The sequence below is a fragment of the Streptomyces sp. NRRL S-37 genome (assembly GCF_000721605.1).
In the GTDB taxonomy this organism is placed as follows: Bacteria; Actinomycetota; Actinomycetes; order Streptomycetales; family Streptomycetaceae; genus Streptomyces.
This window is the reverse complement of the sequence record NZ_JOIZ01000007.1, coordinates 220427-242063: the sequence shown is the minus strand read 5'-3', so window position 1 is coordinate 242063 and position 21637 is coordinate 220427. Positions and strand designations below refer to the sequence as shown.

17 protein-coding genes are annotated in these 21637 nt (G+C 70.7%); 5 read left to right on the top strand and 12 right to left on the bottom strand.

Translation table 11 applies throughout. From position 1 onward, the window contains the following. Positions 1–40: 40 nt before the first annotated feature. On the bottom strand, positions 41–829 hold the full coding sequence (locus IH50_RS0114020; RefSeq protein WP_030861025.1) for a hypothetical protein: 789 nt from the start codon (positions 827–829) through the stop codon (positions 41–43). Between the two features lie 209 nt (positions 830–1038). Between IH50_RS0114020 and coaA the strand changes: the two genes are divergently transcribed. The 4 genes from coaA to IH50_RS0114000 all read left to right on the top strand — a co-directional run bounded on the left by coaA (position 1039) and on the right by IH50_RS0114000 (position 8662). Beyond that, the gene (coaA, locus tag IH50_RS0114015) at positions 1039–2028 is read left to right on the top strand and encodes a type I pantothenate kinase (protein WP_030861022.1); all 990 of its coding nucleotides are present in this window, start codon (positions 1039–1041) and stop codon (positions 2026–2028) included. 16 nt (positions 2029–2044) lie between these two features. Next, the gene (locus IH50_RS0114010) at positions 2045–2992 is read left to right on the top strand and encodes a DUF389 domain-containing protein (protein WP_030861020.1); all 948 of its coding nucleotides are present in this window, start codon (positions 2045–2047) and stop codon (positions 2990–2992) included. A 451-nt stretch (positions 2993–3443) separates the two neighbouring features. Further along, positions 3444–7922 (top strand): ricin-type beta-trefoil lectin domain protein, encoded by a 4479-nt coding sequence (locus tag IH50_RS0114005; RefSeq protein ID WP_030861019.1) that lies wholly within the window; start codon positions 3444–3446, stop codon positions 7920–7922. After that, positions 7919–8662 (top strand): hypothetical protein, encoded by a 744-nt coding sequence (locus tag IH50_RS0114000; RefSeq protein ID WP_030861017.1) that lies wholly within the window; start codon positions 7919–7921, stop codon positions 8660–8662. Before IH50_RS0114005 ends, IH50_RS0114000 begins: the two co-directional genes overlap by 4 nt. Positions 8663–8741: 79 nt before the next feature. On the opposite strand, the gene glmM is transcribed toward IH50_RS0114000, so the two are convergent. The 3 genes from glmM to rplM all read right to left on the bottom strand — a co-directional run bounded on the left by glmM (position 8742) and on the right by rplM (position 11407). Then, a complete protein-coding gene (glmM, locus tag IH50_RS0113995) occupies positions 8742–10100 on the bottom strand; it encodes a phosphoglucosamine mutase (RefSeq protein WP_030861015.1) in 1359 nt (452 codons plus the stop codon). 308 nt (positions 10101–10408) lie between these two features. Next, entirely contained in the window at positions 10409–10921 is a 513-nt protein-coding gene (gene rpsI / locus IH50_RS0113990) for a 30S ribosomal protein S9 (RefSeq protein ID WP_019526966.1), read from the bottom strand. 42 nt (positions 10922–10963) lie between these two features. Continuing rightward, positions 10964–11407: a 50S ribosomal protein L13 gene (rplM, locus tag IH50_RS0113985; protein ID WP_019526965.1), complete on the bottom strand. Its 444-nt coding sequence runs from the start codon at positions 11405–11407 to the stop codon at positions 10964–10966. Positions 11408–12227: 820 nt separating this feature from the next. On the opposite strand from rplM, the gene IH50_RS0113980 reads away from it, so the two are divergent. Further along, positions 12228–13115, top strand: a complete 888-nt coding sequence (locus IH50_RS0113980) for a hypothetical protein (RefSeq protein WP_030861011.1) — start codon at positions 12228–12230, stop codon at positions 13113–13115. An 11-nt stretch (positions 13116–13126) separates the two neighbouring features. Here the strand turns inward: IH50_RS0113980 and IH50_RS0113975 are convergent, their stop codons facing one another. The 8 genes from IH50_RS0113975 to rpsM form a co-directional block, all read right to left on the bottom strand. Beyond that, complete coding sequence (locus IH50_RS0113975) at positions 13127–14944, bottom strand: glycosyltransferase family 39 protein (protein WP_030861009.1); 1818 nt, start codon at positions 14942–14944, stop codon at positions 13127–13129. Beyond that, entirely contained in the window at positions 14941–15954 is a 1014-nt protein-coding gene (locus IH50_RS0113970) for a glycoside hydrolase family 26 protein (RefSeq protein ID WP_030861006.1), read from the bottom strand. Before IH50_RS0113970 ends, IH50_RS0113975 begins: the two co-directional genes overlap by 4 nt. After that, the gene (locus tag IH50_RS0113965; RefSeq protein ID WP_078913961.1) at positions 15954–17540 is read right to left on the bottom strand and encodes a glycosyltransferase family 2 protein; all 1587 of its coding nucleotides are present in this window, start codon (positions 17538–17540) and stop codon (positions 15954–15956) included. Before IH50_RS0113965 ends, IH50_RS0113970 begins: the two co-directional genes overlap by 1 nt. Before the next feature lie 102 nt (positions 17541–17642). Beyond that, positions 17643–18509, bottom strand: coding sequence for a tRNA pseudouridine(38-40) synthase TruA (truA, locus tag IH50_RS0113960; RefSeq protein ID WP_030861002.1), 867 nt, complete (start codon positions 18507–18509; stop codon positions 17643–17645). 142 nt (positions 18510–18651) lie between these two features. Further along, a complete protein-coding gene (gene rplQ, locus IH50_RS0113955) occupies positions 18652–19149 on the bottom strand; it encodes a 50S ribosomal protein L17 (RefSeq protein WP_030860999.1) in 498 nt (165 codons plus the stop codon). 207 nt (positions 19150–19356) lie between these two features. After that, entirely contained in the window at positions 19357–20379 is a 1023-nt protein-coding gene (locus IH50_RS0113950; RefSeq protein WP_003966937.1) for a DNA-directed RNA polymerase subunit alpha, read from the bottom strand. Between the two features lie 244 nt (positions 20380–20623). After that, positions 20624–21028 carry a 30S ribosomal protein S11 gene (rpsK, locus tag IH50_RS0113945; protein ID WP_003956432.1) on the bottom strand — a complete coding sequence of 135 codons (405 nt, stop codon included), beginning with the start codon at positions 21026–21028 and terminating at the stop codon, positions 20624–20626. Between the two features lie 66 nt (positions 21029–21094). After that, positions 21095–21475: a 30S ribosomal protein S13 gene (gene rpsM / locus IH50_RS0113940; RefSeq protein ID WP_004984507.1), complete on the bottom strand. Its 381-nt coding sequence runs from the start codon at positions 21473–21475 to the stop codon at positions 21095–21097. Positions 21476–21637: the final 162 nt, after the last annotated feature.

The following is a 21637-nucleotide window of genomic DNA, read 5'->3' as shown; positions in this document are numbered from 1 at the left end:
GGTGCAGGAAGCACCGGTGGGAACGGAACCCGGAGGTGACTCAGGCGAGCTTGCCGAGCTGGGCGTCGGAGACCGCCGTCGGGAAGTCGAAGTCCTCGCCGGTGGCGGCGGAGGCGAAGTTGGTGACGGTGAAGGAGGCGACGGTGGCGCCCTTGCGGGCGACGACCAGCTTCATGGGAGCCTTCACGCCCTCCTCCGCGGCCAGGGTCGCCGTGATCGCGACCGCCTCGTCGGCGCCGCCGGGCGCCTCGGTCTTCTCGACCGTCAGGATCTTGAACGGCTCACCCATGGCGTCGTAGGTGAAGCCTCCGGCGCACTTGCCGGCGGCGGCGTCCACGTCCTTGATGACCTGCTCGGCGCCGCCGTCCTCGTAGGAGGCGAGCGTGACGAGCATCTTCTCCGCGTCGAGCCCGGCGAGCAGGGCCTCCTCGGGGCTGACGTCCCCGGCCGGCTTCTGCGGCTCGCCCGTCCAGGACCGCTTCACCGTGGCGGCCGGCGAGCCGGCGGGCACACCCATCTGCAGGTGGGCGAGCGGCTGGCAGGCCGCGTCCTTCGACTTCACCTTGTCGGCGGCGACGTCGTCCGCGGCGGTCACCTTCGTCACCTTGCCGTCCTTGACGTCCGCCTGCGCCAGCGCGGCCTTCTCCAGCTCGGCGGCGGTGAGCGGCTTGGCCGCCGGTGCGGCGGACGCGGAGGCGGTCGAGTCGCCCTTGCCCTTGCTGTCGTCGGCCTTGTCCTCGTCGCCGGAGCCACCGCAGGCGGTGACGAGCAGGGCGAGCGCGGCGGCGGAGGCGGCGAGCGCGGTACGGCGGACGGCGGTGGTTCTCACGTGGGAACTCTTTCTCGAAGGCGCGGAGGAATCCGCGGCGCATTGCGCGCACTGTAAACGGATCTCGCACACAGCCACCGCACAGATGATCATCAGACGATCACCCGGTATGCGACCGTGACCACCATGTGATCCCGGACGGTCACGGGCGACGCCGTACGTGACACAGCCCACCCGCCACCTTGTTCAAACTCCGTTAACAATGGACTGTGATCTCTCCGGTCTCCTCGACACCCCAGAGCGCCCACCGGCAGCGGCCGGAGGCGACTCCCTACGTCGACCTCACCCGCGCCGAGTGGAGCGCGCTGCGCGACAAGACCCCGCTGCCCCTGTCGGCGGCGGAGGTCGAGCGGCTGCGCGGCCTCGGTGACGTCATCGACCTCGACGAGGTGCGGGACATCTACCTCCCGCTGTCCCGGCTGCTCAACCTCTACGTCGGCGCCACCGACGGACTGCGGGGCGCGCTGAACACGTTCCTCGGCGAACAAGGCTCCCAGTCGGGCACCCCCTTCGTCATAGGGGTCGCCGGTTCCGTGGCCGTCGGCAAGTCCACGGTGGCCCGGCTGCTCCAGGCGCTGCTGTCCCGCTGGCCCGAGCACCCGCGCGTGGAGCTGGTGACGACCGACGGGTTCCTGCTGCCGACGAAGGAGCTCCAGGAACGGGGCCTGATGTCGCGGAAAGGTTTCCCCGAGTCGTACGACCGCCGCGCGCTGACCCGTTTCGTCGCCGACGTCAAGGCGGGCAAGAGGGAGGTCTCCGCCCCCGTCTACTCCCACCTGATCTACGACATCGTGCCCGGCGAGAAGCTCACCGTGCGCCGCCCGGACATCCTGATCGTCGAGGGCCTCAACGTCCTCCAGCCGGCCCTCCCCGGCCAGGACGGCCGCACGCGCGTGGGCCTCGCCGACTACTTCGACTTCAGCGTGTACGTGGACGCCCGCACGGAGGACATCGAGCGCTGGTACCTCAACCGCTTCAAGCGGCTGCGGGAGACCGCGTTCCAGGACCCGTCGTCGTACTTCCGCAGGTACACCCAGGTCTCCGAGGAGGAGGCCCTCGACTACGCCCGCACGATGTGGCGCACCATCAACAAGCCCAACCTGACGGAGAACATCGCCCCGACCCGGGGCCGGGCCACACTGGTGCTGCGCAAGGGCCCGGACCACAAGGTACAGCGCCTCAGCCTGCGCAAACTCTGACCGCTAGGCTGCCGCCATGCTGCACCTGCGAGTGATCACACCGGCCGGGAAGACCGAGGACGTGGTCCGGCTGATCGAGGGGACGATCGGCACCGCGCACCTGTGCGTGCTGCCGGGTGCGGCCCGCGATCCCGCGGGGGACGTGGTGATGTGCGACGTGGCGCGGGAGGCCGGCGACGACCTGCTGAGCGAGCTCCAGCGGCTGGGGCTGGACGTCAGCGGTTCCATCGCCGTGGAGAACATCGACCTGTCGCTGTCGAAGCGGGCCGAGAAGGCGGAGGAGGACGCGCCGGGCGAGGCCGCGGACGCGGTGCTGTGGGAGCACCTGGCCGAGGCCACCCACGAGGAGTCGACGCTCTCGGTCACCTATCTCGCGTTCCTCACGCTGGCCACGGTGATCGCGGCCTGCGGTGTGGTGCTGGACAACGCGATCCTGATCGTGGGCGCGATGGCGGTGGGCCCGGAGTTCGGGCCGCTGGCCGGTATCTGCACGGCGGCCGTGCAGCGCCGGCCCCGCCTCGCGCTGCGCTCGGTGACCGCCCTGCTGGTGGGCTTCGCGGTGGCGATGGCGGTGACGGTGGGGTTCAGCCTCTTCATGGACGCGGTGGGACTGTTCACCGAGGAACAGCTGAAGGGCGAACGGCCGCAGACCGGCTTCGTGTACGCCCCCGACTGGTTCTCGTTCGTGGTGGCGGTCCTGGCCGGGGCGGCCGGCACGCTCTCGCTGACGTCCGCGAAGTCCGGCGCGCTGGTGGGCGTCGCCATCTCGGTGACGACGGTCCCGGCCGCCGCGAACGCCGCGGTGGCGCTGAGCTACGGCGACACGGCCCAGACCTGGGGGTCGACCGAGCAGCTCCTGCTCAACCTGCTCGGCATCGTCATCGCGGGCACCGCCACGCTGCTGGCCCAGAAGTACTTCTGGGCCAGCCAGCACGAGCGGCTGCGCAAGCGGGCGCGCGCCTGACAACCCCGGGCGACCATTGCTCAATACCGGCCAACTTCGATCGACGGCGGACCACTTCGGTCGCCACTCGAACACCATAACTTCACAAACGCCCCTTGAGATGTGAAGGAACGGAGAACGAGAACGGCTACCGGCCGGTAGCCGAAATCCCGCCAACCTCGGCCGGAAACGGAACCGGCCGCTCTTCCCCGTGCCCGGGCACCTGCCTAGTGTTGCGCCCGCGCAGCCGGACCTGACCAGTCCGTTCCGCGCACATCCATCAGCGGCCGGGGGAACAGCGCCGCCACGGGGAGGGGCGCGTCGTATGCCACACCATCTGTCATTCGTGCATCCCGCACCGGACGACCATCGCCGTTCCTGACGCCGCGGGAGCCAGGCGCGCCCTCGCGGCCCCCTCGCGCCCGCCGGCGGAATCCCGGTCATCTCCCTCCAACGAACAGGGGATGCACCCTTGCGCTCCAGACCACCGTGGTCCGTCGGGCACGGACCACGTCGATCCAGACTCCTCGCCGGCTTCCTGCCCCTCTCCCTCAGCCTCGCGGTGGTGGCGGGAGTCGCCGCCCAGCCGCAGCCGCTCGACCGGATCACCGGGGACGACGCCGTTCCCACGGGCAGCTCTCCCGACTGGAACGATGTCACGGCCGCCGAGCAGCTGCGGGAGGACCAGTGCCTGATGTCGGACGTGCTGCGGCTGGGCGGGCCGGCCATGACCGCCGTCGCGCAGGACGGCCTCAACCAGCCCCCGGACAAGCTGCGCGAGCTGGCCAACCGCGACTACTGGGAGGACACGCCCCTCGCCACCGCGTACACCAAGGACCGGGACGCCGCGGACAAGGAACTGGACGCTCTCAACTCCCGCAGGGACAGCTGGGGGAAGCCTCTCGACGGGCTGGAGACGCCCGGCGGCTTCACCGTCGCCGAGTTCCGTGATCCTCCCGGATCGCCCGGTGACGACACGGAGGACTTCCACTCCCAGACCGGCCTGACCCAATGGGTCGCCGACCGGTTCTGGAAGAGCGAAGACGACTTCTACGAGGACCCCACTCCCCCGGCCGACGAGCAGACCGTCAAGGCCGTCAAGGACCTGGGCACACCTCTGTACACGAAGGAACCCGATCCGCACTCCCCCGACTGGGACCGGGACCTCGCCGAGCGGGACGCCTTCGAGCACCTGACGGACTGGTCGCTGGAGCCGACCGGCGCGGACAACGCCCGCCTCTTCCTCGCCTCCGGCGGATTCCCGCGTACGGCTCCGAGTCCGGGTTCCGCCGAGTACCGCATCGCGGTCGAGGACCTGAAGACCCGGTTCGCGTCCTGCGCCTGGCGGGACCCGATCGACCCGAACGAGGTGCTGGGCGGGATCGCCGGCACCGCCGCCACCGAGTGGCAGGAGGAGGTCGCCGCCCAGGCCGGGCAGCGCGACCTGATCCTCGACGCCAACGAGGACGCCACCAAGGCGCTCGCCGCCGGTGCGAAGTCGCTCGGGGAGATGCTCGGCAACTCGTGGGTCGCCGACCACCTCGTCCAGTGGCAGGACTACTGGTCCTCCGGCGGGATGGGCTGGATCGGTGACAGCTATGTGACGATCGAGGTGCCGGGCGCGAAGGGCAGCTGCCTGGACGTCGCCGGCGGCGGCAAGACCAACGGCACGCCCGTCCAGATCTACACCTGCAACGGCGGCGCAGCCCAGCAGTGGACGCTCGAGGGCAATGAGAACGACCTCTACCTGCGCAACCTCGGGTCGCAGAAGTGCCTGGGCGTGGCCGGGAACGCCTCGGCGAACGGCACGAAGATCCAGATCTCGGACTGCTACACGTCCAAGGGGCAGTCGTGGAAGGGCGACGTCCGCGCCACCGCGCCCCTGAAGAGCGTCACCACCGGCAAGTGCCTGGACCTGAGCGCGTTCACCAAGAGCACGGACGCGCGGCTGTGGGACTGCAAGGACGCCTCCTCGCAGAAGTTCCTGATCAAGCCGTCCGGCCACCAGGGCGCCGACAGCCTGTTCTACCCGGACACGGCCCAGTTCAACAAGGCGAAGTCGGGCGTCACCTCCGCGCAGCTGAAGGCGACGAAGGAACTCGCCCTCCTCAAGGTGCAGGCCGGCCTGGCGCGGAAGGCCGTGACCACCACCGACACCGCGGAGCAGGCGGCGTACGCCATCGCGGACGAGCAGGGTGCGCCGCGTGGCCGCGGTTTGTTGGTCGGTCAGCAGAAGGCGCAGGTCACCAAGGGCGCCGCGGCGGCACTGGAGGCGATGGTGAAGGCCGGCGAGACGGCCGCCGCCGCCACCCGGGCCTCCGCCGGCGACAGCGCGACCATCGCCCAGCGGGCGCTCGCCCAGGCCGCGCAGTCCAAGGCGGAGTTCCGCAGGGAGGCCGCCCACACCGCCGAACTGCAGGCGAAGGCGTCCGCCGACGCGGCCAAGGCGCACCGGGACAACGCCAAGAAGGACAAGGAGACCGCCGAGGCCAAGCTCACCGAGGCCCTGAAGGCCGAGGGCGAGGCCAAGACGGCCGCCGCCGAGGCCCACGCCGAGCGCCTGGCCGCCGAGGCCGAGGAGGAGACGGCCGAGGCGGAGAAGAAGAAGGCCGCCGCCAAGCAGGTCGAGGCGGCCGAGCACCGGAAGACCGCCGAGGCCGAGGCGACGAAGGCCAAGGACGCCAAGGACAAGGCCGAGGCGGCCGAGGGCACGGCGTCCGACAAGAGGGACGCCGCGGTCAAGGCCAAGGACAAGGCCCGCGACCTGCGCGACGACGCGTGGGACGCCGAGCAGAAGGCCGACGCCGCACGCGCCAAGGCCGACGCGAAGGAGGCGTACGCCCAGGCGCACGAGTCCGACAGCAACGCCCAGGAGGCGAGGGCCGCGGCCGACGCGGCCGACGCGCACGCCGACGACGCCGAGGCGGCCGCGACGAAGGCCCGCTCCGCGGCCGACGCCGCGACGGCGGCGGCAGCGGAGGCGGACGCCGCGGCGACCCGCGCCGAGGCCGCCGCCAAGCGGGCCCGCGCACACGCGGACGGCGCCCAGGCGGCGAAGCTGAAGACCGACGCCGCGGTGAAGACCGCGACCAGCGCCGCGGCGGACGCCATCCAGGCGGCGAAGCACGCCGCCTCCGAGGCCAAGGCGGCCGTCGCACTGGCCGCCGAGGCCGAACAGGAGGCCAAGACCGCCAAGACCCACGCGAACGAGGCGAGCAAGGAGGCCGTCAAGGCCCTCGCCGCGTCGGCGAAGGCGGCGGGCTTCGCCCACGTCACCGCGCAGGCCGCGGTGGACGCGGGGAACTCCGCCGCCCAGGTCGCCAAGCCCGCCAACGACGCGATCCAGCTCGGCTCCCCCTACGTCGACACCGACTCGGCCGCCGGCCTCGTCGTGCTGACCGGCCAGGCGTCGAAGTCGATCGCCGAGCAGCAGAAGGCCGTCGCCGAGGCGCACGCCAAGAACGCGCAGGCGGAGGCCTCCGCCGCGAAGAACCTCGCCGACCAGGCCGTCGGTGACTCGAAGCAGGCCTACGTCCACGCCGCGAACGCCGCCGGTCACGCCGCCGACGCCCGCGGCTACGCCAAGGAGGCCCTCGGCTACGCCGACGACGCCGCCACCGCCGCGTCCAAGGCCGCCGCCTCACTGGCCCGCACGGTCGAGTACAACCGCCAGGCCACCGAGGACGCGGCGGCCGCCGACAAGGCCGCGGGCCGCGCCGAGGGCCACGCCAAGGACGCCCGCGACTCCGCCGACGAGGCCGCCCTCGACGCGGAGGCCGCCCGCTCGGCCGCTTCGGAGGCCGAGGAGGCCGCCAGGGACGCCCGCTTGGCCGCCGACCGCGCGGACGCCGCCGCCACCGAGGCGGAGGAGGCCGCGAAGGACGCCCAGAAGTACGCGGAGGAGGCCCAGGAGGCGGCGGAGTCCGCCGAACGCAACCAGGCCAACCAGCAGGTCTCCTCAGGCGCCGGCACGGGCATCGGCGGCACGTTCTACGTCATCGACAAGATCACCGAGGCGGGACCGGCCAAACAGCTCAACGAGTGCGTCTACACGCTCCAGGGCTGCACGGTCACCTACGAGCTGCACGTCGACGTCACGGTCAGCTACTACTACTGCCTCAACCCCGACGTCCCCGCGACCGAGAGCGGCTGCCCGAAGCAGGACACGCAGTACCTCGGCACAGAGACGCTGAAGGACCAGACCAACAACTGGACCCACCACTTCACCTTCGAGGAGATCACCAGGATCGGCTGGCAGGCCCTCTTCGGGGAGAAGGCCGGAGCGGTCCTGTACGAGCTGGTGCTGGGGGACGCCTTCCAGTGCTTCCACGGTGACAAGTCCAGCTGTGCCTGGGCCGCCGCGATCCTCGCACCACCGTCGGTCGCCACCAAGCTCGCCGAGGCCGTCAAGCTCGCCACACGGGCCGAGAAGGCCATCAAGACCGGTGAGGACGCCGCGCAGGTACTCAAGGACCTGAAGAAGATCTACGGGGAGAAGGGGGCCGCCCAGGTCGGCGACGCCACGAGCGCGGCGGGAATGGGCCTGCGCATCGCACTCGGCGTGGCGGAACGAGCCAAGATCCACCGCGGCACACTCGATCCGAAGCTTCTGGACAAGCTCAAGGACGCCGGTGTGAAGTTCAACCAGGCGGACACGATCTGGGTGATCCAGTACGCCAAACCCGGTGTGCCCCTCGCCTGGCTCGAGAAGGGCAACGTCAACGCGGGCCTGACCCACATCATCTTCCGCCACGCGGGAGAATTCGCGGACGCGGGGGTCCGGATAGACGACATCCCGGCCCTCGTGAAGACCGCCCTGACCGAAGGCACGAGGGTCGGCACCCAGGGGGCCGGGAGGCCGATCTTCGAGGTCGTCTTCCAGGGCAAGACCCAACGCGTCGCCATCAGCGTGGGCGACAACGGATACGTGATCGGAGCGAACATCGCATGACCCTCGAAGAACCGCGGCACGTCCTCGTGCACGCCCGGGGCGAGCCGTCTCCGTTGTACGAGCCGCAGGACGACGGCGTGCACGACGACCCCGATGCCTTCACCCGCGGGGTCCCGCTGGACGACGTCCGGCTGGACCTGCCCGGGGACCTGGCCGACGCGCTGCGCTCCTGGTCGCTGTCCCGCCCGGCGGAGGGCTTCGCCTCCCGGCCGGACCTGCGTCAGCACGCCGGGCAGGGCTTGGTGGTCGCCCGGCGTCTGGCCCGGCGGCTCGGACCGTCATGGGTGGTGCGCTACCGGAACGAGCGTCACCGGACGACGACGTGGGTGTGCTGGGGCTGTGACCGCCTGCACTGGGAACGCGACGAACACGACGCGCCACCGCACCCCGTCCACATCACGGTCGAGGGCGAGTACAAGTTCGGTCCGCTCCGCTCGGACGGGTTCGGGGACTTCTTCCCCGACGATCCCGCCGCAGGCCTGGACCTGTCCGACGGACTCGTCTCCTCGCTCCGCGCCTGGGCGGACGAGATCGACACCACCCTCAACCTGGACCTGCGGGACCGGGAAGAGGGGAAGTACGACACCGTGTGGCAGCGGCTGTTCCACCAGGGGATGGAGCTGGCGCAACGGGTCGCGCACGAACTCGGCCCCGCCCGGACGGTGACCTACAAGGGCTTGGCCCACGGAGGTCTCGACGCGATGACGTCGGTCACCTGGCAGGGGGACCGGCAGATCTGATCACGGACCGGAACCGGCCCGGTGGAGCGGGGAGAGTACCCGCCCCGCTCCACCGGGCCGCGCCGGAACACCCTGGGGACTATCCCAGCGCCGACTTCACCGCGTCCGCCAGGCGGCTCGCGACCGAGCGGGCCTGGTCGATGTCCGCGGCCTCGACCATGACGCGGACCAGGGGTTCCGTGCCGGAGGGACGGAGGAGGACGCGGCCCGTCCCGCCCAGTTCGCGTTCGGCCTCGGTGACGGCCGCGGTGAGTTCCGCGGAGGTCCTCACGCGGGACTTGTCGACGTCCGGGACGTTGATCAGGACCTGCGGGAGGCGCTCCATCACCGAGGCCAGGTCCCGCAGGGTACGGCCGGTCTGGGCGACCCGTGCCGCGAGCAGCAGGCCGGTGAGCGTGCCGTCGCCGGTCGTCGCGTGGTCGAGGACGATGACGTGGCCGGACTGCTCGCCGCCGAGGGCGTAGCCCTTCTCCTTCATCTCCTCCAGCACGTACCGGTCGCCGACCGCGGTCTGTACGAACCGGATGCCCTCGCGCTCCATGGCGAGCTTGAAGCCGAGGTTGGACATCACGGTCGCGACGACGGTGTCGGAGCGCAGTGCGGAACGCTCCCGCATCGCCAGCGCGAGCACGGCGAGGATCTGGTCGCCGTCGACCTCCTCGCCGGTGTGGTCCACGGCCAGGCACCGGTCGGCGTCGCCGTCGTGGGCGATGCCCAGCGCGGCCCCGTGCTCGACGACCGCGGCCTTCAGCAGGTCGAGGTGGGTCGAGCCGCAGCCGTCGTTGATGTTGAGCCCGTCCGGGTCGGCACCGATGGTGACGACCTCGGCCCCGGCCCGGGTGAACGCCTCCGGGGAGACCTTCGCGGCGGCGCCGTGCGCCTCGTCGAGGACGATCCTCAGACCGTCCAGCCGGTTCGGGAGGACGTCGACGAGGTGGGCGACGTAACGGTCGGCCCCCTCCTCGTAGTCCCGTACGCGGCCGACGCCGGCGCCGGTCGGGCGGTCCCAGGGGGCGCCGGTGCGGTGCTCCTCGTACACGGACTCGATGCGGTCCTCCAGCTCGTCGGCGAGCTTGTGGCCGCCGCGGGCGAAGAACTTGATGCCGTTGTCCGGCATGGCGTTGTGGCTGGCGGAGAGCATGACGCCGAGATCGGCGCCGAGCGCGCCGGTGAGGTGCGCCACGGCCGGTGTCGGCAGCACGCCGACCCGCAGGACGTCCACGCCCGCGCTGGCGAGGCCCGCGACGACGGCGGCCTCCAGGAACTCTCCGGACGCGCGTGGGTCACGTCCGACCACGGCGGTGGGCCGGTGTCCTTCGAACGTGCCCGCCTCGGCCAGTACGTGCGCGGCGGCGACGGACAGGCCGAGCGCCATCTCCGCCGTCAGGTCCGCGTTGGCGACACCGCGCACGCCGTCCGTGCCGAAGAGTCGTCCCACTTGTCCTCCTGAGGGTGCGTCAGTATCGAAAGCCGTCGCCGAGGCCGTGCCGGGGCGCTGGGCCCGTCCGCGCGGTCGCCGGGCGTACCGCTGACGGAGCTGGTGATGTGTTCGACGGTCGTGAGGCGCGTGCGGCTCCGCGTTCCGCGCCTCCGGGCGTCCGCCGTAGCGACATGCCCGACCATCCGATCACATTAGCCTTTGAGCGCCTTGTGCCGTTATACGCCCACAGCGATGAATAAACGAACGCCCCGACAGCACTGTGGCGTGCCGCCGGGGCGTTCGGAGTACGCGCGAGCGCCTGGGATTTAGCGCTTGCTGTACTGCGGGGCCTTACGGGCCTTCTTGAGACCGGCCTTCTTGCGCTCGACCGCACGGTCGTCGCGCCGGAGGAAGCCGGCCTTCTTCAGCGGGCCGCGGTTGTTGTCGACGTCCGCCTCGTTCAGCGCGCGGGCGACACCGAGACGGAGCGCACCGGCCTGACCGGAGACACCGCCACCCGCGATGCGGGCGATGACGTCGTAGCGGCCCTCGAGCTCGAGCACCTTGAAGGGCTCGTTGACTTCCTGCTGGTGCACCTTGTTCGGGAAGTAGTCCTCGAGGGTGCGACCGTTGATCTTCCACTTGCCGGTGCCCGGGACGATCCGGACGCGGGCGATGGCGTTCTTGCGGCGGCCCAGGCCGGCGGCCGGCTGGGGCTCACCGAAGCGGGAGGCCATGGACTCCGAGGTGTACTCGCCCTCGACGGGCACCTCGGACTCGGTGGTGTAGCTGTCGATGTCAAGCTCTTCGAGCGGCTGCTCGGCAGTGGTCTCGGCCACGATTCTCCTCAGATTCTGTTCAGTCTTAGGGGGTGGCCGGACTTACTGCGCGACCTGGGTGATCTCGAACGGCACCGGCTGCTGGGCAGCGTGCGGGTGCTGGTCGCCCGAGTAGACCTTCAGCTTCGAGAGCATCTGACGGCCCAGGGTGTTCTTGGGGAGCATGCCCTTGACGGCCTTCTCGATGGCCTTCTCGGGGTTCTTCGCCAGCAGCTCGTCGTAGCGGACGGAGCGCAGACCGCCCGGGTAGCCCGAGTGGCGGTACGCCATCTTCTGGGTCCGCTTGTTGCCGGAGAGGTGCACCTTGTCGGCGTTGATGATGATGACGAAGTCACCGGTGTCGACATGGGGCGCGTAGATCGGCTTGTGCTTGCCGCGCAGGATGGAGGCCGCAGTGGAGGCCAGACGACCCAGGACGACGTCCTGAGCGTCGATGACGTGCCACTGGCGCGTCACATCGCCGGGCTTGGGGCTGTACGTACGCACGGTTCGTAGCCTTCGCTTCTTCAGTGAATGGTCCTGACAAGGTCACCGAAGACGATCACGACAGCCTTGACCGCATCTCGGTGACGCAAACCGGATGCTGGTCGCTGGTCATCGGTCCGGTGGACCGGTGTAAGGGCCCCTCACGTGAGAATGAGCAAGCCACTACACACAACGAAAACGCAGAATACCCGCCCCCGGCCGGGCGGGTCAAAACGGCTCCGCCCCGGCGGGCTGCGCCGGCCCCACGGCCGTACCCCGCTCCCCCGGCACCCCGCCCGGACCGTCCGCGCCCCGCCCCCCGTACGCGGCGGTACGCCACCGTCACCGTCGGTGCACACGGCGTGAAGGCGTCCCGGAAGACCCGGCGTACGGCAGACCGGCGAGCAGCGGCGGCAGGACGACCGGGAGACAGTGGCCGCAGGAGGGGCGGGAGACCGGGCACGCCGAGCCGGGGCAGCACCGCCGTCGGCGAGGCCTCGTCGCGCACGGACCGTGGCGGCGACGCCCGCGGGGCGGCGGCCACGACCGCGTCCGGAAAACAGGGGAAGCGCCGGCCGTCGTACGGCGGACCCGGCCGGCCGGGTCCGCCCGGCGTCCACGACGATCGCGTCGTCCGCCCCTCCGTCCGAGGTCACCAGCACCGTACGTCCCGTCAGCACCCCCGGCACCGCCGCGAGTCCGGCCCGCGGGGGCCCGCCCGCGGGGCGCACCAACCACCCGGAGATGTCGCTTTTGCCCGTCGCCGTGCGGGCAACGCCAGGGCCACCGGGCCCCGTTGGCGGGGACCAGCACACCCGGCGCCCCGTCTAAGATGCGCCCCATGAGTTTTGGGCAGGGGGGACCTCAACAACAGTGGGATCCCTGGAAACCGAATTCCCAGCAGCCCTGGAGCGGTGGCGGCTCGGGTGAGTCACCCGACTGGGCCGCGCTCGCCGACGCCTCCGAGGCCCGCGCCAAGCGGCGCCGGCTGCTGTTCATAGGCGGCGGGGTGCTCGCCACCGTCGCGATAGGCACGGCCGTGGCGGTCGCCGTCGTCTCGGCGAACGGCAGCGACGAGGCCTCGCCGGGCACCTCCTCCCAGGTGCCCGGGGCCACCGACTTCGACATCCCGAGCCCGACGGGCACGGCCCCGTCGTTCGCCCCGACGAGCGCCCCGCCACCGCTGGACCCGAAGGACTTCGTCGACAGCGCGAAGAAGGACAAGGCCCCGCTGAGCCCCGACATCCTCTTCCCCGGCACCCAGCTCACCATGGGCGAGACGGTGTACAAGAAGGGCCCGACGGCGGACACCGGGAACTGCGCCTCGGCCGCGAAGGCCACGCTCCCGAAGGTCCTGAACGACAACGACTGCACCCGCCTGATCCGGGTCACCTACACCAAGGACGGCATGGCGGTGACGGTCGGCGTGGCCGTCTTCGACACCGAGGCCCAGGCGCTCAAGGCCAAGCAGCAGGCCGACAAGAAGAGCATCGTCAAGTCGCTGTCGGGCGGCGGCGTCAAGGACTTCTGCTCCGGCGCGGTCTGCCGCTCCACCACCAACTCCTACGGCCGATACGCCTACTTCACCATCGCCGGCTTCACGAACGGCAAGAACGTGACGACGAAGGACACGGCCGTCTTCGCCACGGGCGACGACCTCCAGGAGTTCACGTTCCGCCAGATCCGCCGCCGGGGCGTGGCCCAGGCGTCGGCGGCAGCCGAGGAGTAGCCGCCCGGCGCTCAGGAGGTCTTGATCCAGATCCGGTACTCGCCGGTGCCGGCGGAGTTGCGGAACGGCAGGTCGGCCAGGAGCCGGTAGTGCGGATTGCCCCTGACCGCCTCCGCGACGATGTCGTCCACCCGCGGGTTGGTGAGCCCGTCGAGGACGATCAGGTCGAATTCGCCGTCGCGCAGCGCCGCCCGGTAGGCGTCGTCCCCGGAGAAGTACCTGCCCTTCCCGTCCGTGTACTCCATGCCGAAGACGCTCTGCCACTGACGGTGCGTGGTCTTCTCGCGGAAGTAGTAGAGGGGCACCTCGGGCGTGGAACTGAGGTAGTGGCCCCGGGAGTTCATGTAGGGCTCGACGGCCCGGACCATCTTCGAGGAGTCGGGCCAGAGGGCGAACCGCCAGTCCGCCTGCACAATGCCCAGGCAGAGCATCGCCGTCCACAGCATGATGCCGAGCTGCGGGTACCGGAAGTGCGCGCCCACCAGGCGGGTCACGCCGACCCCGGCCATGGGCGCGGCGAAGAGCAGCCCGAAGCCGACGTGCTTGAACAGCGACACCTGGGTGGCCAGATACACCTGGTAGGCGGGCGCGAGCACCGCCGTGCCGCACAGCACCAGCCCGAGCAGGGCCCGCCGGCGCCGGCCGGGGTCGTCCAGCTTCCGTGCGAGGGGCGACTCGTGCATACGGCTGCGCCGGACGTAGGAGACGGCGCCGCCGACGGCGGTGAGGAACATCAGGCCGCCCCACTCCGCCGACCGCCGCAGCAGGAAGCCGGCGCCGTCGGTGCCGTGCTCACGGTCGGTGGTGGTCTGCCGTACGCCGGCCACCAGGTCGGTGGCGTACACGCCGGCCGCGAGGAGCGCGCCGATGCCCAGGCCGAGCAGCACCGTCCGCCCGACCGCCGGCCCGACGCCCCGGCGGGGCCGGGCGGTGAGCAGGGCCAGCACGACGACGGTCGGCAGGTACAGCGCGGCCGCGTACTTCACGCCGACGGCCAGGACCGCCACGGGCGCGGCGAGCAGCACGGCCGCGGCGGGCGCCCGGTCGGTGCGGACGACGATCCAGGTGGCGAGCGCCAGCAGGAACACGGCGGCGGCGTCGTAGGTGGCGTAGTGGCCCATGACGACGGTCGAGTGCAGCACCGCGAACAGCGCCGCCGCGGCCAGGGCCGCCCGCTCGTTGAACAGGCGGCGGGTGAGGGAGTACAGCAGCCCGGTGGTGGCGAGCATGAACACCAGGCTCAGCGACCGTGCCCCCGCGAGCCCGAACCGTCCGTCCACGAGCGCGGCGAGCACCGGGTAGAGCTGCGGCGAGCCGGAGAAGTACGCCGCGTAGTCCCTCGGGAGCGGGGTGCCGTGCAGCAGGTGGTCGAGCTCGGCGTGCCCGGCCGCCAGGTACAGGGCCTCGTCCTGGAAGGCGGTGTTGGACAGCCGCAGCGAGAGCGCGGCCTGGACGGCCAGGACGCACAGCAGCACGGCCCGGCTGATCCAGGCCCGCCGTCTGCCGGCGGCCAGGGCCCAGCTCGCCTCGGGGGTGCCGGGTACGTGGTAGCCCGGCTCGGCCGGCGCCCGTTCCGCCACGACCCGCAGCGCGCGGGTCGGCCGGTCGTCGTGGTCGCCCTGCGGCTGCCCCGGGATGCCGGGCCGGTACGGCTGTTGCTGGTACGGGTAGGTCCGGGCGTCGTAGCTGTAGCCGTGACCGTACCCGTCCTGCGGATCGCCCGGCCGCCGCGGTACGAACCCGTCGGAGCCGAACCAGCCGCCGGCCGTGCCCTCCTCGGCGTACGGGTCGTGGGACCCCGGCGCGTGGGGATCGTGCCGGCTCATCACGGCTTCCGTACGTCGAAGCCGAACCGGTCGTCGGCGGCCAGGCGCCTGAACTCCTCCAGCGCCCGGGGGCTCGCCTCCAGCCGCCAGTCGGCGCGCTTGTCGTAGTTGAACCAGACGAAGCCGAGCATGTCGTCGTCGGCCGTGACACCCGCGAAGAGGTGGCGGATGTCGTCCCGCCGCCGCTCGCCGGCCATGGCCGCCGTCTCCAGCAGCAGCATCGGCTTCCCGGTGAAGGCGCGGACCCGGTCCCGGGTCGGCCCGAAGACGCTGTCGAAGGCGCTGTCCTCCTCCCGCGTCCAGTAGCCGATCAGGCCGACCCAGTCGACGTAGCCGTCGCCCGGGTAGTACGGCTCCAGCTCGACCTCGCTGACCGGGTTGACGATGTTCGGCGACCAGGCCCAGATGACGTTCGAGGCGCCGGCGTCGACGAAGACGTCGTGCACGCGCCGCCAGGCGGCCACGTACTCCTTGGGTGTGGTGTGCTCGGTGCCCCACGTCTCCCAGTGGCCGTTGAACTCGTCCGCGAAGGAGATCACGACGGGCAGGTTCAGCTCGCGCACCGCCGCCGCGTACTCCTTGGCGTAGGCGTCCGACTCGCCGGCCGCGATGTCGGCCAGTGGGGTGTCGAAGGGCTCCCAGGACATCAGCGTCAGGGCGCCCCGCGCCCAGGCGTCGCGCACACCGGCGGCGTCGAAACCGTCGCCCCAGGCGGCGTAGTACTCGATCAGGTTCGGCTGCTTGCCGACCATCCCGGTGTAGGCGTCGACGCCCTTCATCGAGTGCGGCGCGCCCTCGACGGCGGCGCCGAAGTATTTCCTCGCCGGCTTCAGCAGCGGTACGACGTCGTAGGGGACGTCCGTCTCTGTACTCCTGGTGCTTCCGGCGCTCGGGCCGCCGCCGGACGGGTCCGGTCGGGCCGGCTCGTCGCCGGGTGACGAGCAGCCGCCGAGCAGCAGGGCCGCGAGCAGGCAGGAGGACAGCACCGTACGGGTGCGGGAGAGCGGGCGCATCAGGCCGTCACCTCCGCCTGGGGCTGCGCCAGGACGCGGGCCACCACCAGGGCGTAGAAGAGTCCGGAGGACAGGATCAGCGCGAAGTCCGGGGCGTTCATGGTGAACGTGCGGTACACCGCGGCGACCACCCACACCAGGGCGGTGCCGCCGCTCCACACCCACATGCCGATCCAGAAGCGCCGGGTCTTGTTCCTCCTGACGCCGGACGAGCCGGTGGGCTGCCAGCCCATGCGGTTCCTGCGCAGGATGTCCCAGATGGCGAAGACGTGCGCCCAGCCGTACATCATGCGGGCCGCCCAGGCCTCCAGGCGGTAGGGCGCCCTGTGCCACATCGGGAAGACGAGCGTGGTGTAGACGATGCTGGGGAGCACCAGCACCAGGTGCTCGACCAGGAGCTTCTCCGGCATCGCCAGCAGCAGCACGATCGGGATGACGGGTGCGGCGAAGGTGAACAGCGCCGTGTGGATGTAGTAGAAGAAGCCGGACAGGTAGCACAGGCGGCTCGGCAGTCTGAGCTCGGCCTGCCAGAACTTCCTGCTGCCCAGCAGGCTCATGGAGCCGGAGCACCAGCGGTACTGCTGGTGGAAGAAGGCGCCCGCGCTGTCCGGGCACACGCCCGTCGACACCGCGACCGGCAGGTAGCGCAGGTCCCAGCCGAGGACGCGCAGGTCGAAACCGGTGTGCACGTCCTCGGAGTGCTCGATCAGCGTGGTGCCGCCGTTGGCGTCCAGGGCCGCGCGCCGGTAGACGGCGCAACTGCCCACGCAGATGGCGCCGTCGCTGCCCTGCCGGGAAACCTGCACGGACCGGTAGAACAGCTCCTGCACGGCGCCCGCGCCACGCTCGATCCAGTTCTGCGCGTCCAGGACCCGGAAGTACTGCGGCGACTGGACGATGCCGGTGCGCGGATCCGACGCCATGTACGGCAGGAGCTCCTGGAGCAGGTCGGCGCGCGGTGTGAAGTCGGCGTCGAGGATCAGGACGTACTCGCCGTCGGACCGGGCCAGCCCGAAGTGCAGGTTGCCCGCCTTCTTGAACCAGCCGCGGTTCTCGCGGGTCCCGTAGCGGAAGCCGAAGTCCCGTGCCATCGCCTCCAGTTCGCTGCTGGCACCGTCGTCCAGCACGAACGGGAGGCAGACGCCCGGGTAGTGGTCGGCCATCGCCCGCACGTACTTCCAGGTGTTGTGCAGGATCTCGATGGGCTCACCGCAGACGGGCAGGAACACGTCGACGGTGGGGTACGTCTCCGGCCGCCAGTCACGGACCAGCCGCTTGTGGCGGGCGATGTCGAAGTCACGGCTGAAACCGTTCACCCGGAGCGACACCAGGTAGTAGACGACCGTGAAGGCGAGCAGCGGCGTGTACGCCCACAGCAGCGGCGCGGCCCGCGCCAGCTTGACCTGGCTGACCGCCAGGCAGCAGAAGCTGACCAGTGAACTGACCGTCAGGATCCATAAGTGCCGGCGCGTGTAGGCGTACTTCTCCCTGTCCGTCGGCGGCACCGGCAGCAGCCCCGACGGCACCTCACCACCGCGTGATGCCCTGCGTCGCCCCCCGGCCCGCACCGGGCCCACTGACCCCATAGGAACCCCCCCGGGTCTCGACCGGCCTCCCCAAACCCATGATCGAGGTGCACAAGGTTATACGAGGGGCAAGAGGACCGTAAGGGGGATGAAGGGACGGAACTAGCAGGCCGTGCATCCTGAACCGCCGGGCAGCGACCGCTTGTTGCGGGCCTCCTTGCTGCGGGCGGCGAGGAGTTCGTCGGCCGGGTAGCCGACCTCCTCCAGGGTCAGGCCGTGCGGGCGTACGACATGGACGGCCGAATCCCGTACGCCCGCCGCCAGCACCTTGCCCGGCCAGTCCGGCGGGCGGTGGCCGTCGCCGACGAACAGCAACGCGCCGATCAGCGAGCGGACCATGTTGTGGCAGAAGGCGTCGGCGCGGACGGTGGCGGTGATGATCCCGTCCCCGCCGCGCGCCAGGCTCAGCTCCTGGAGGGTCCGGATGGTCGTGGCCCCCTCCCGCTTCTTGCAGTACGCGGCGAAGTCGTGCTCCCCCAGCAGAGCGCGGGCCGCCTCGTTCATGGCGTCGACGTCGAGCGGCCAGTCGTGCCACAGCACATGGCCGCGCAGCAGCGGGTCCACCCCGCCCGGGTTGTCGGTGACGCGGTAGGCGTAGCGCCGCCAGATCGCGGAGAACCGGGCGTCGAATCCGGCGGGCGCCTCCCTGAGCGCCCACACCCGCACGTCCTTCGGCAGCCGTCCGGCGAGCCGCTTGAGCAGCTTCGTGTGGTGCTCGGCCCAGACCTCCCGGGGCAGATCGACGTGCGCGACCTGCCCCCGCGCATGCACCCCGGCGTCGGTACGGCCGGCCACGGTCAGCTCGTACGTCGTCCCCCCGGACCGCGTCACGGTCCGCAGCGCGTCCTCGATCTCCCCCTGCACGGTCCGCCGCCCCCCGGCCTGCTTGGCCCACCCGGAGAACTCGGACCCGTCATAGGAAAGGTCCAGACGGACCCGCACGAACCCTGGCTCTACTTCGTCACTCACCCGGAGATCCTCTCACCACACAGAAGCGGGCCCGCTCCTCGAAAGGAACGGGCCCGCAACAACGCCCTGAAGGGGCGCGGGGAACTGCGCGACCAGCCACAACGGCGCCGCAGCCGCACACGCACAGCCCCCGGCAGAACGCTTACGCGTCCTTCGACTCCTCGGCCGGAGCCTCGGCAGCCTCGTCCTTGGTCGTGTCGACCTTGGCCTCGGCGGCCTCCGCGTCCTTGGCGGCACGCTTGGTGGCGGCCTCGGCCTCGCCGGTGGCCTCCTGCGCCACCGTCAGCGCCTCGACCAGCTCGATGACGGCCATGGGCGCGTTGTCGCCACGGCGGTTACCGATCTTGGTGATGCGGGTGTAGCCACCGGGACGGTTCTCGTACCGCGGGCCGATCTCGGTGAAGAGCGTGTGGACGATGCTCTTGTCCGTGATCACCTGGAGCACCTGACGGCGGTTGTGAAGGTCGCCCTTCTTCGCCTTGGTGACCAGACGCTCGGCGTACGGACGCAGCTTGCGCGCCTTCGCCTCGGTGGTGGTGATGCGGCCGTGCTCGAACAGCGCCTTCGCGAGGTTCGCGAGGAGGAGCTTCTCGTGCGCGGCGCTGCCGCCCATACGGGCACCCTTGGTGGGCCTCGGCATGGTGTTTCTCCTAGGTGTCTGCCCCGGCCGTATCAGGTACCGGGGTCAGTATCCGAGCAGGCGGTCGCCCGTCGGAGATCCGAGCACAGGTCCCGAAGGGACCGTGCTCGGAAGGGGCGCGGGCGGTATCGATATGCGACTCCGTCGCGTGGGCGCGACAAGCCACAGCGCACCCGCGCCCGAAAATCCGGTCTCCTCGCGGAGCGCTCAGTACTGCTCGGTCTCGACGAAGCCCGCATCCGCGTCGTCGTCCGCGCCGAACGCGTCCGCGGCGGCGGTCGGGTCGAACCCGGGAGGCGAGTCCTTCAGCGCGAGGCCCATGCCGGCGAGCTTCGCCTTGACCTCGTCGATGGACTTCGCACCGAAGTTGCGGATGTCGAGCAGGTCCGCCTCGGAGCGGGCGACGAGCTCACCCACGGAGTGGATGCCCTCACGCTTGAGGCAGTTGTACGACCGAACGGTGAGCTCCAGCTCCTCGATCGGCAGCGCCAGGTCGGCGGCGAGGGCGGCGTCCGTGGGGGACGGGCCCATGTCGATGCCCTCGGCGTCGATGTTCAGCTCGCGGGCGAGACCGAACAGCTCGACCAGGGTCTTGCCGGCGGAGGCCATGGCGTCACGCGGACGCATCGCCTGCTTGGTCTCGACGTCGACGATCAGCTTGTCGAAGTCGGTGCGCTGCTCGACACGGGTCGCCTCGACCTTGTAGGTGACCTTGAGGACCGGCGAGTAGATCGAGTCGACCGGGATACGGCCGATCTCCTGGCCGACCTGCTTGTTCTGCACGGCGGAGACGTAGCCGCGACCGCGCTCGACGGTCAGCTCCATCTCCAGCTTGCCCTTGCCGTTGAGCGTGGCGAGGACGAGGTCGGGGTTGTGCACCTCGACACCGGCCGGCGGGGCGATGTCGGCGGCGGTGACCAGACCCGGGCCCTGCTTGCGCAGGTACATCACGACCGGCTCGTCGTGCTCCGAGGAGACGACCAGCTGCTTGATGTTGAGGATCAGGTCGGTGACGTCCTCCTTGACGCCCGGCACGGTGGTGAACTCGTGCAGGACGCCGTCGATGCGGATGCTGGTGACAGCGGCACCGGGGATCGACGACAGGAGGGTACGGCGGAGCGAGTTGCCGAGGGTGTAGCCGAAGCCCGGCTCCAGCGGCTCGATCACGAACCGGGAGCGGAATTCGTCGACGACCTCTTCGGTCAACGAGGGACGCTGAGCGATCAGCATGTGGTGATCCTTCAGTCAGGGGCGCCCGCTATTTGACGCCCGACCAGTACTGCAAGGGTACGGGCGATACGACCCGAAAGAGTCGTACCGCCCGTGAAAACCCTGGTGAAGCAGGATCAGACGCGTCGGGAACGACGCGACGGATCAGACGCGACGGCGCTTCGGCGGGCGGCAGCCGTGCTGCGACATTGCGGGGGACGACCCCCGCACCCCCAGCAGGGAGCCGACCGACCGGGCCCGTGCGTCAGACGCGACGGCGCTTCGGCGGGCGGCAGCCGTTGTGCGGGGTCGGGGTGACGTCCTGGATGGAGCCGACCTCGAGGCCCGTGGCCTGCAGGGAGCGGATCGCGGTCTCACGACCGGAACCCGGGCCCTTGACGAACACGTCGACCTTGCGCATGCCGTGCTCCTGAGCGCGGCGGGCGGCCGACTCGGCGGCCATCTGCGCGGCGAACGGCGTGGACTTCCGGGAGCCCTTGAAGCCGACGTGGCCGGCGGAGGCCCAGGAGATCACGTTGCCGGACGGGTCCGTGATCGACACGATCGTGTTGTTGAACGTGCTCTTGATGTGCGCGTGGCCGTGAGCGACGTTCTTCTTTTCCTTGCGGCGCACCTTCTTGGCAGCGCCCTGACGACCCTTGGGGGGCATCTGTACTCCTACGGGAGGTGGTCGGTCCTACAGCGAAGACCGCTGGACGGCGAAGTCCGCTGAGGACTACTTCTTGCCCGGCTTCTTCTTGCCGGCGATGGCGCGACGCGGGCCCTTGCGGGTACGCGCGTTGGTGCTGGTGCGCTGACCGCGGACGGGCAGACCGCGACGGTGACGCAGACCCTGGTAGGTGCCGATCTCGACCTTGCGGCGGATGTCGGCCTGGATCTCGCGACGGAGGTCACCCTCGGTCTTGATGTTGTTGTCGACGTACTCGCGGATCGCGACGAGCTGCTCCTCGGAGAGGTCGCGGACGCGGGTGTTCGGGTCGACGCCGGTGGCGGCCAGCGTCTGCTGCGAAAGGGTCCGGCCGATGCCGAACACGTAGGTGAGGGCGATCTCCACGCGCTTTTCGCGCGGGATGTCAACACCGGAAACGCGTGCCATTCAATGGCTCCAGTTGATTGTCGGAGGTCTTCCACAGGACCGGATCCCGGCCCGCCGTACCAGGTACGGACCAGGTCCCCGGCCTCCGAGCCGGGGGTGTCGAGCCGTGCGGCTCGGGACCTGCGTATGAACGTGTGTTGCTCGCGTCGCGCGAAGTTCTGC

Bases quoted from the DNA above. Each gene is read 5' to 3' on its own strand.
- IH50_RS0114010 (WP_030861020.1), top strand. From the start codon at position 2,045: ATGCTGCACCTGCGAGTGATCACACCGGCCGGGAAGACCGAGGACGTG.
- IH50_RS0114000 (WP_030861017.1), top strand. From the start codon at position 7,919: ATGACCCTCGAAGAACCGCGGCACGTCCTCGTGCACGCCCGGGGCGAG.
- IH50_RS0113980 (WP_030861011.1), top strand. From the start codon at position 12,228: ATGAGTTTTGGGCAGGGGGGACCTCAACAACAGTGGGATCCCTGGAAA.
- IH50_RS0113970 (WP_030861006.1), bottom strand. From the start codon at position 15,954: ATGCGCCCGCTCTCCCGCACCCGTACGGTGCTGTCCTCCTGCCTGCTC.
- IH50_RS0113965 (WP_078913961.1), bottom strand. From the start codon at position 17,540: ATGGGGTCAGTGGGCCCGGTGCGGGCCGGGGGGCGACGCAGGGCATCA.
- rplQ (WP_030860999.1), bottom strand. From the start codon at position 19,149: ATGCCGAGGCCCACCAAGGGTGCCCGTATGGGCGGCAGCGCCGCGCAC.
- IH50_RS0113950 (WP_003966937.1), bottom strand. From the start codon at position 20,379: ATGCTGATCGCTCAGCGTCCCTCGTTGACCGAAGAGGTCGTCGACGAA.
- rpsK (WP_003956432.1), bottom strand. From the start codon at position 21,028: ATGCCCCCCAAGGGTCGTCAGGGCGCTGCCAAGAAGGTGCGCCGCAAG.
- rpsM (WP_004984507.1), bottom strand. From the start codon at position 21,475: ATGGCACGCGTTTCCGGTGTTGACATCCCGCGCGAAAAGCGCGTGGAG.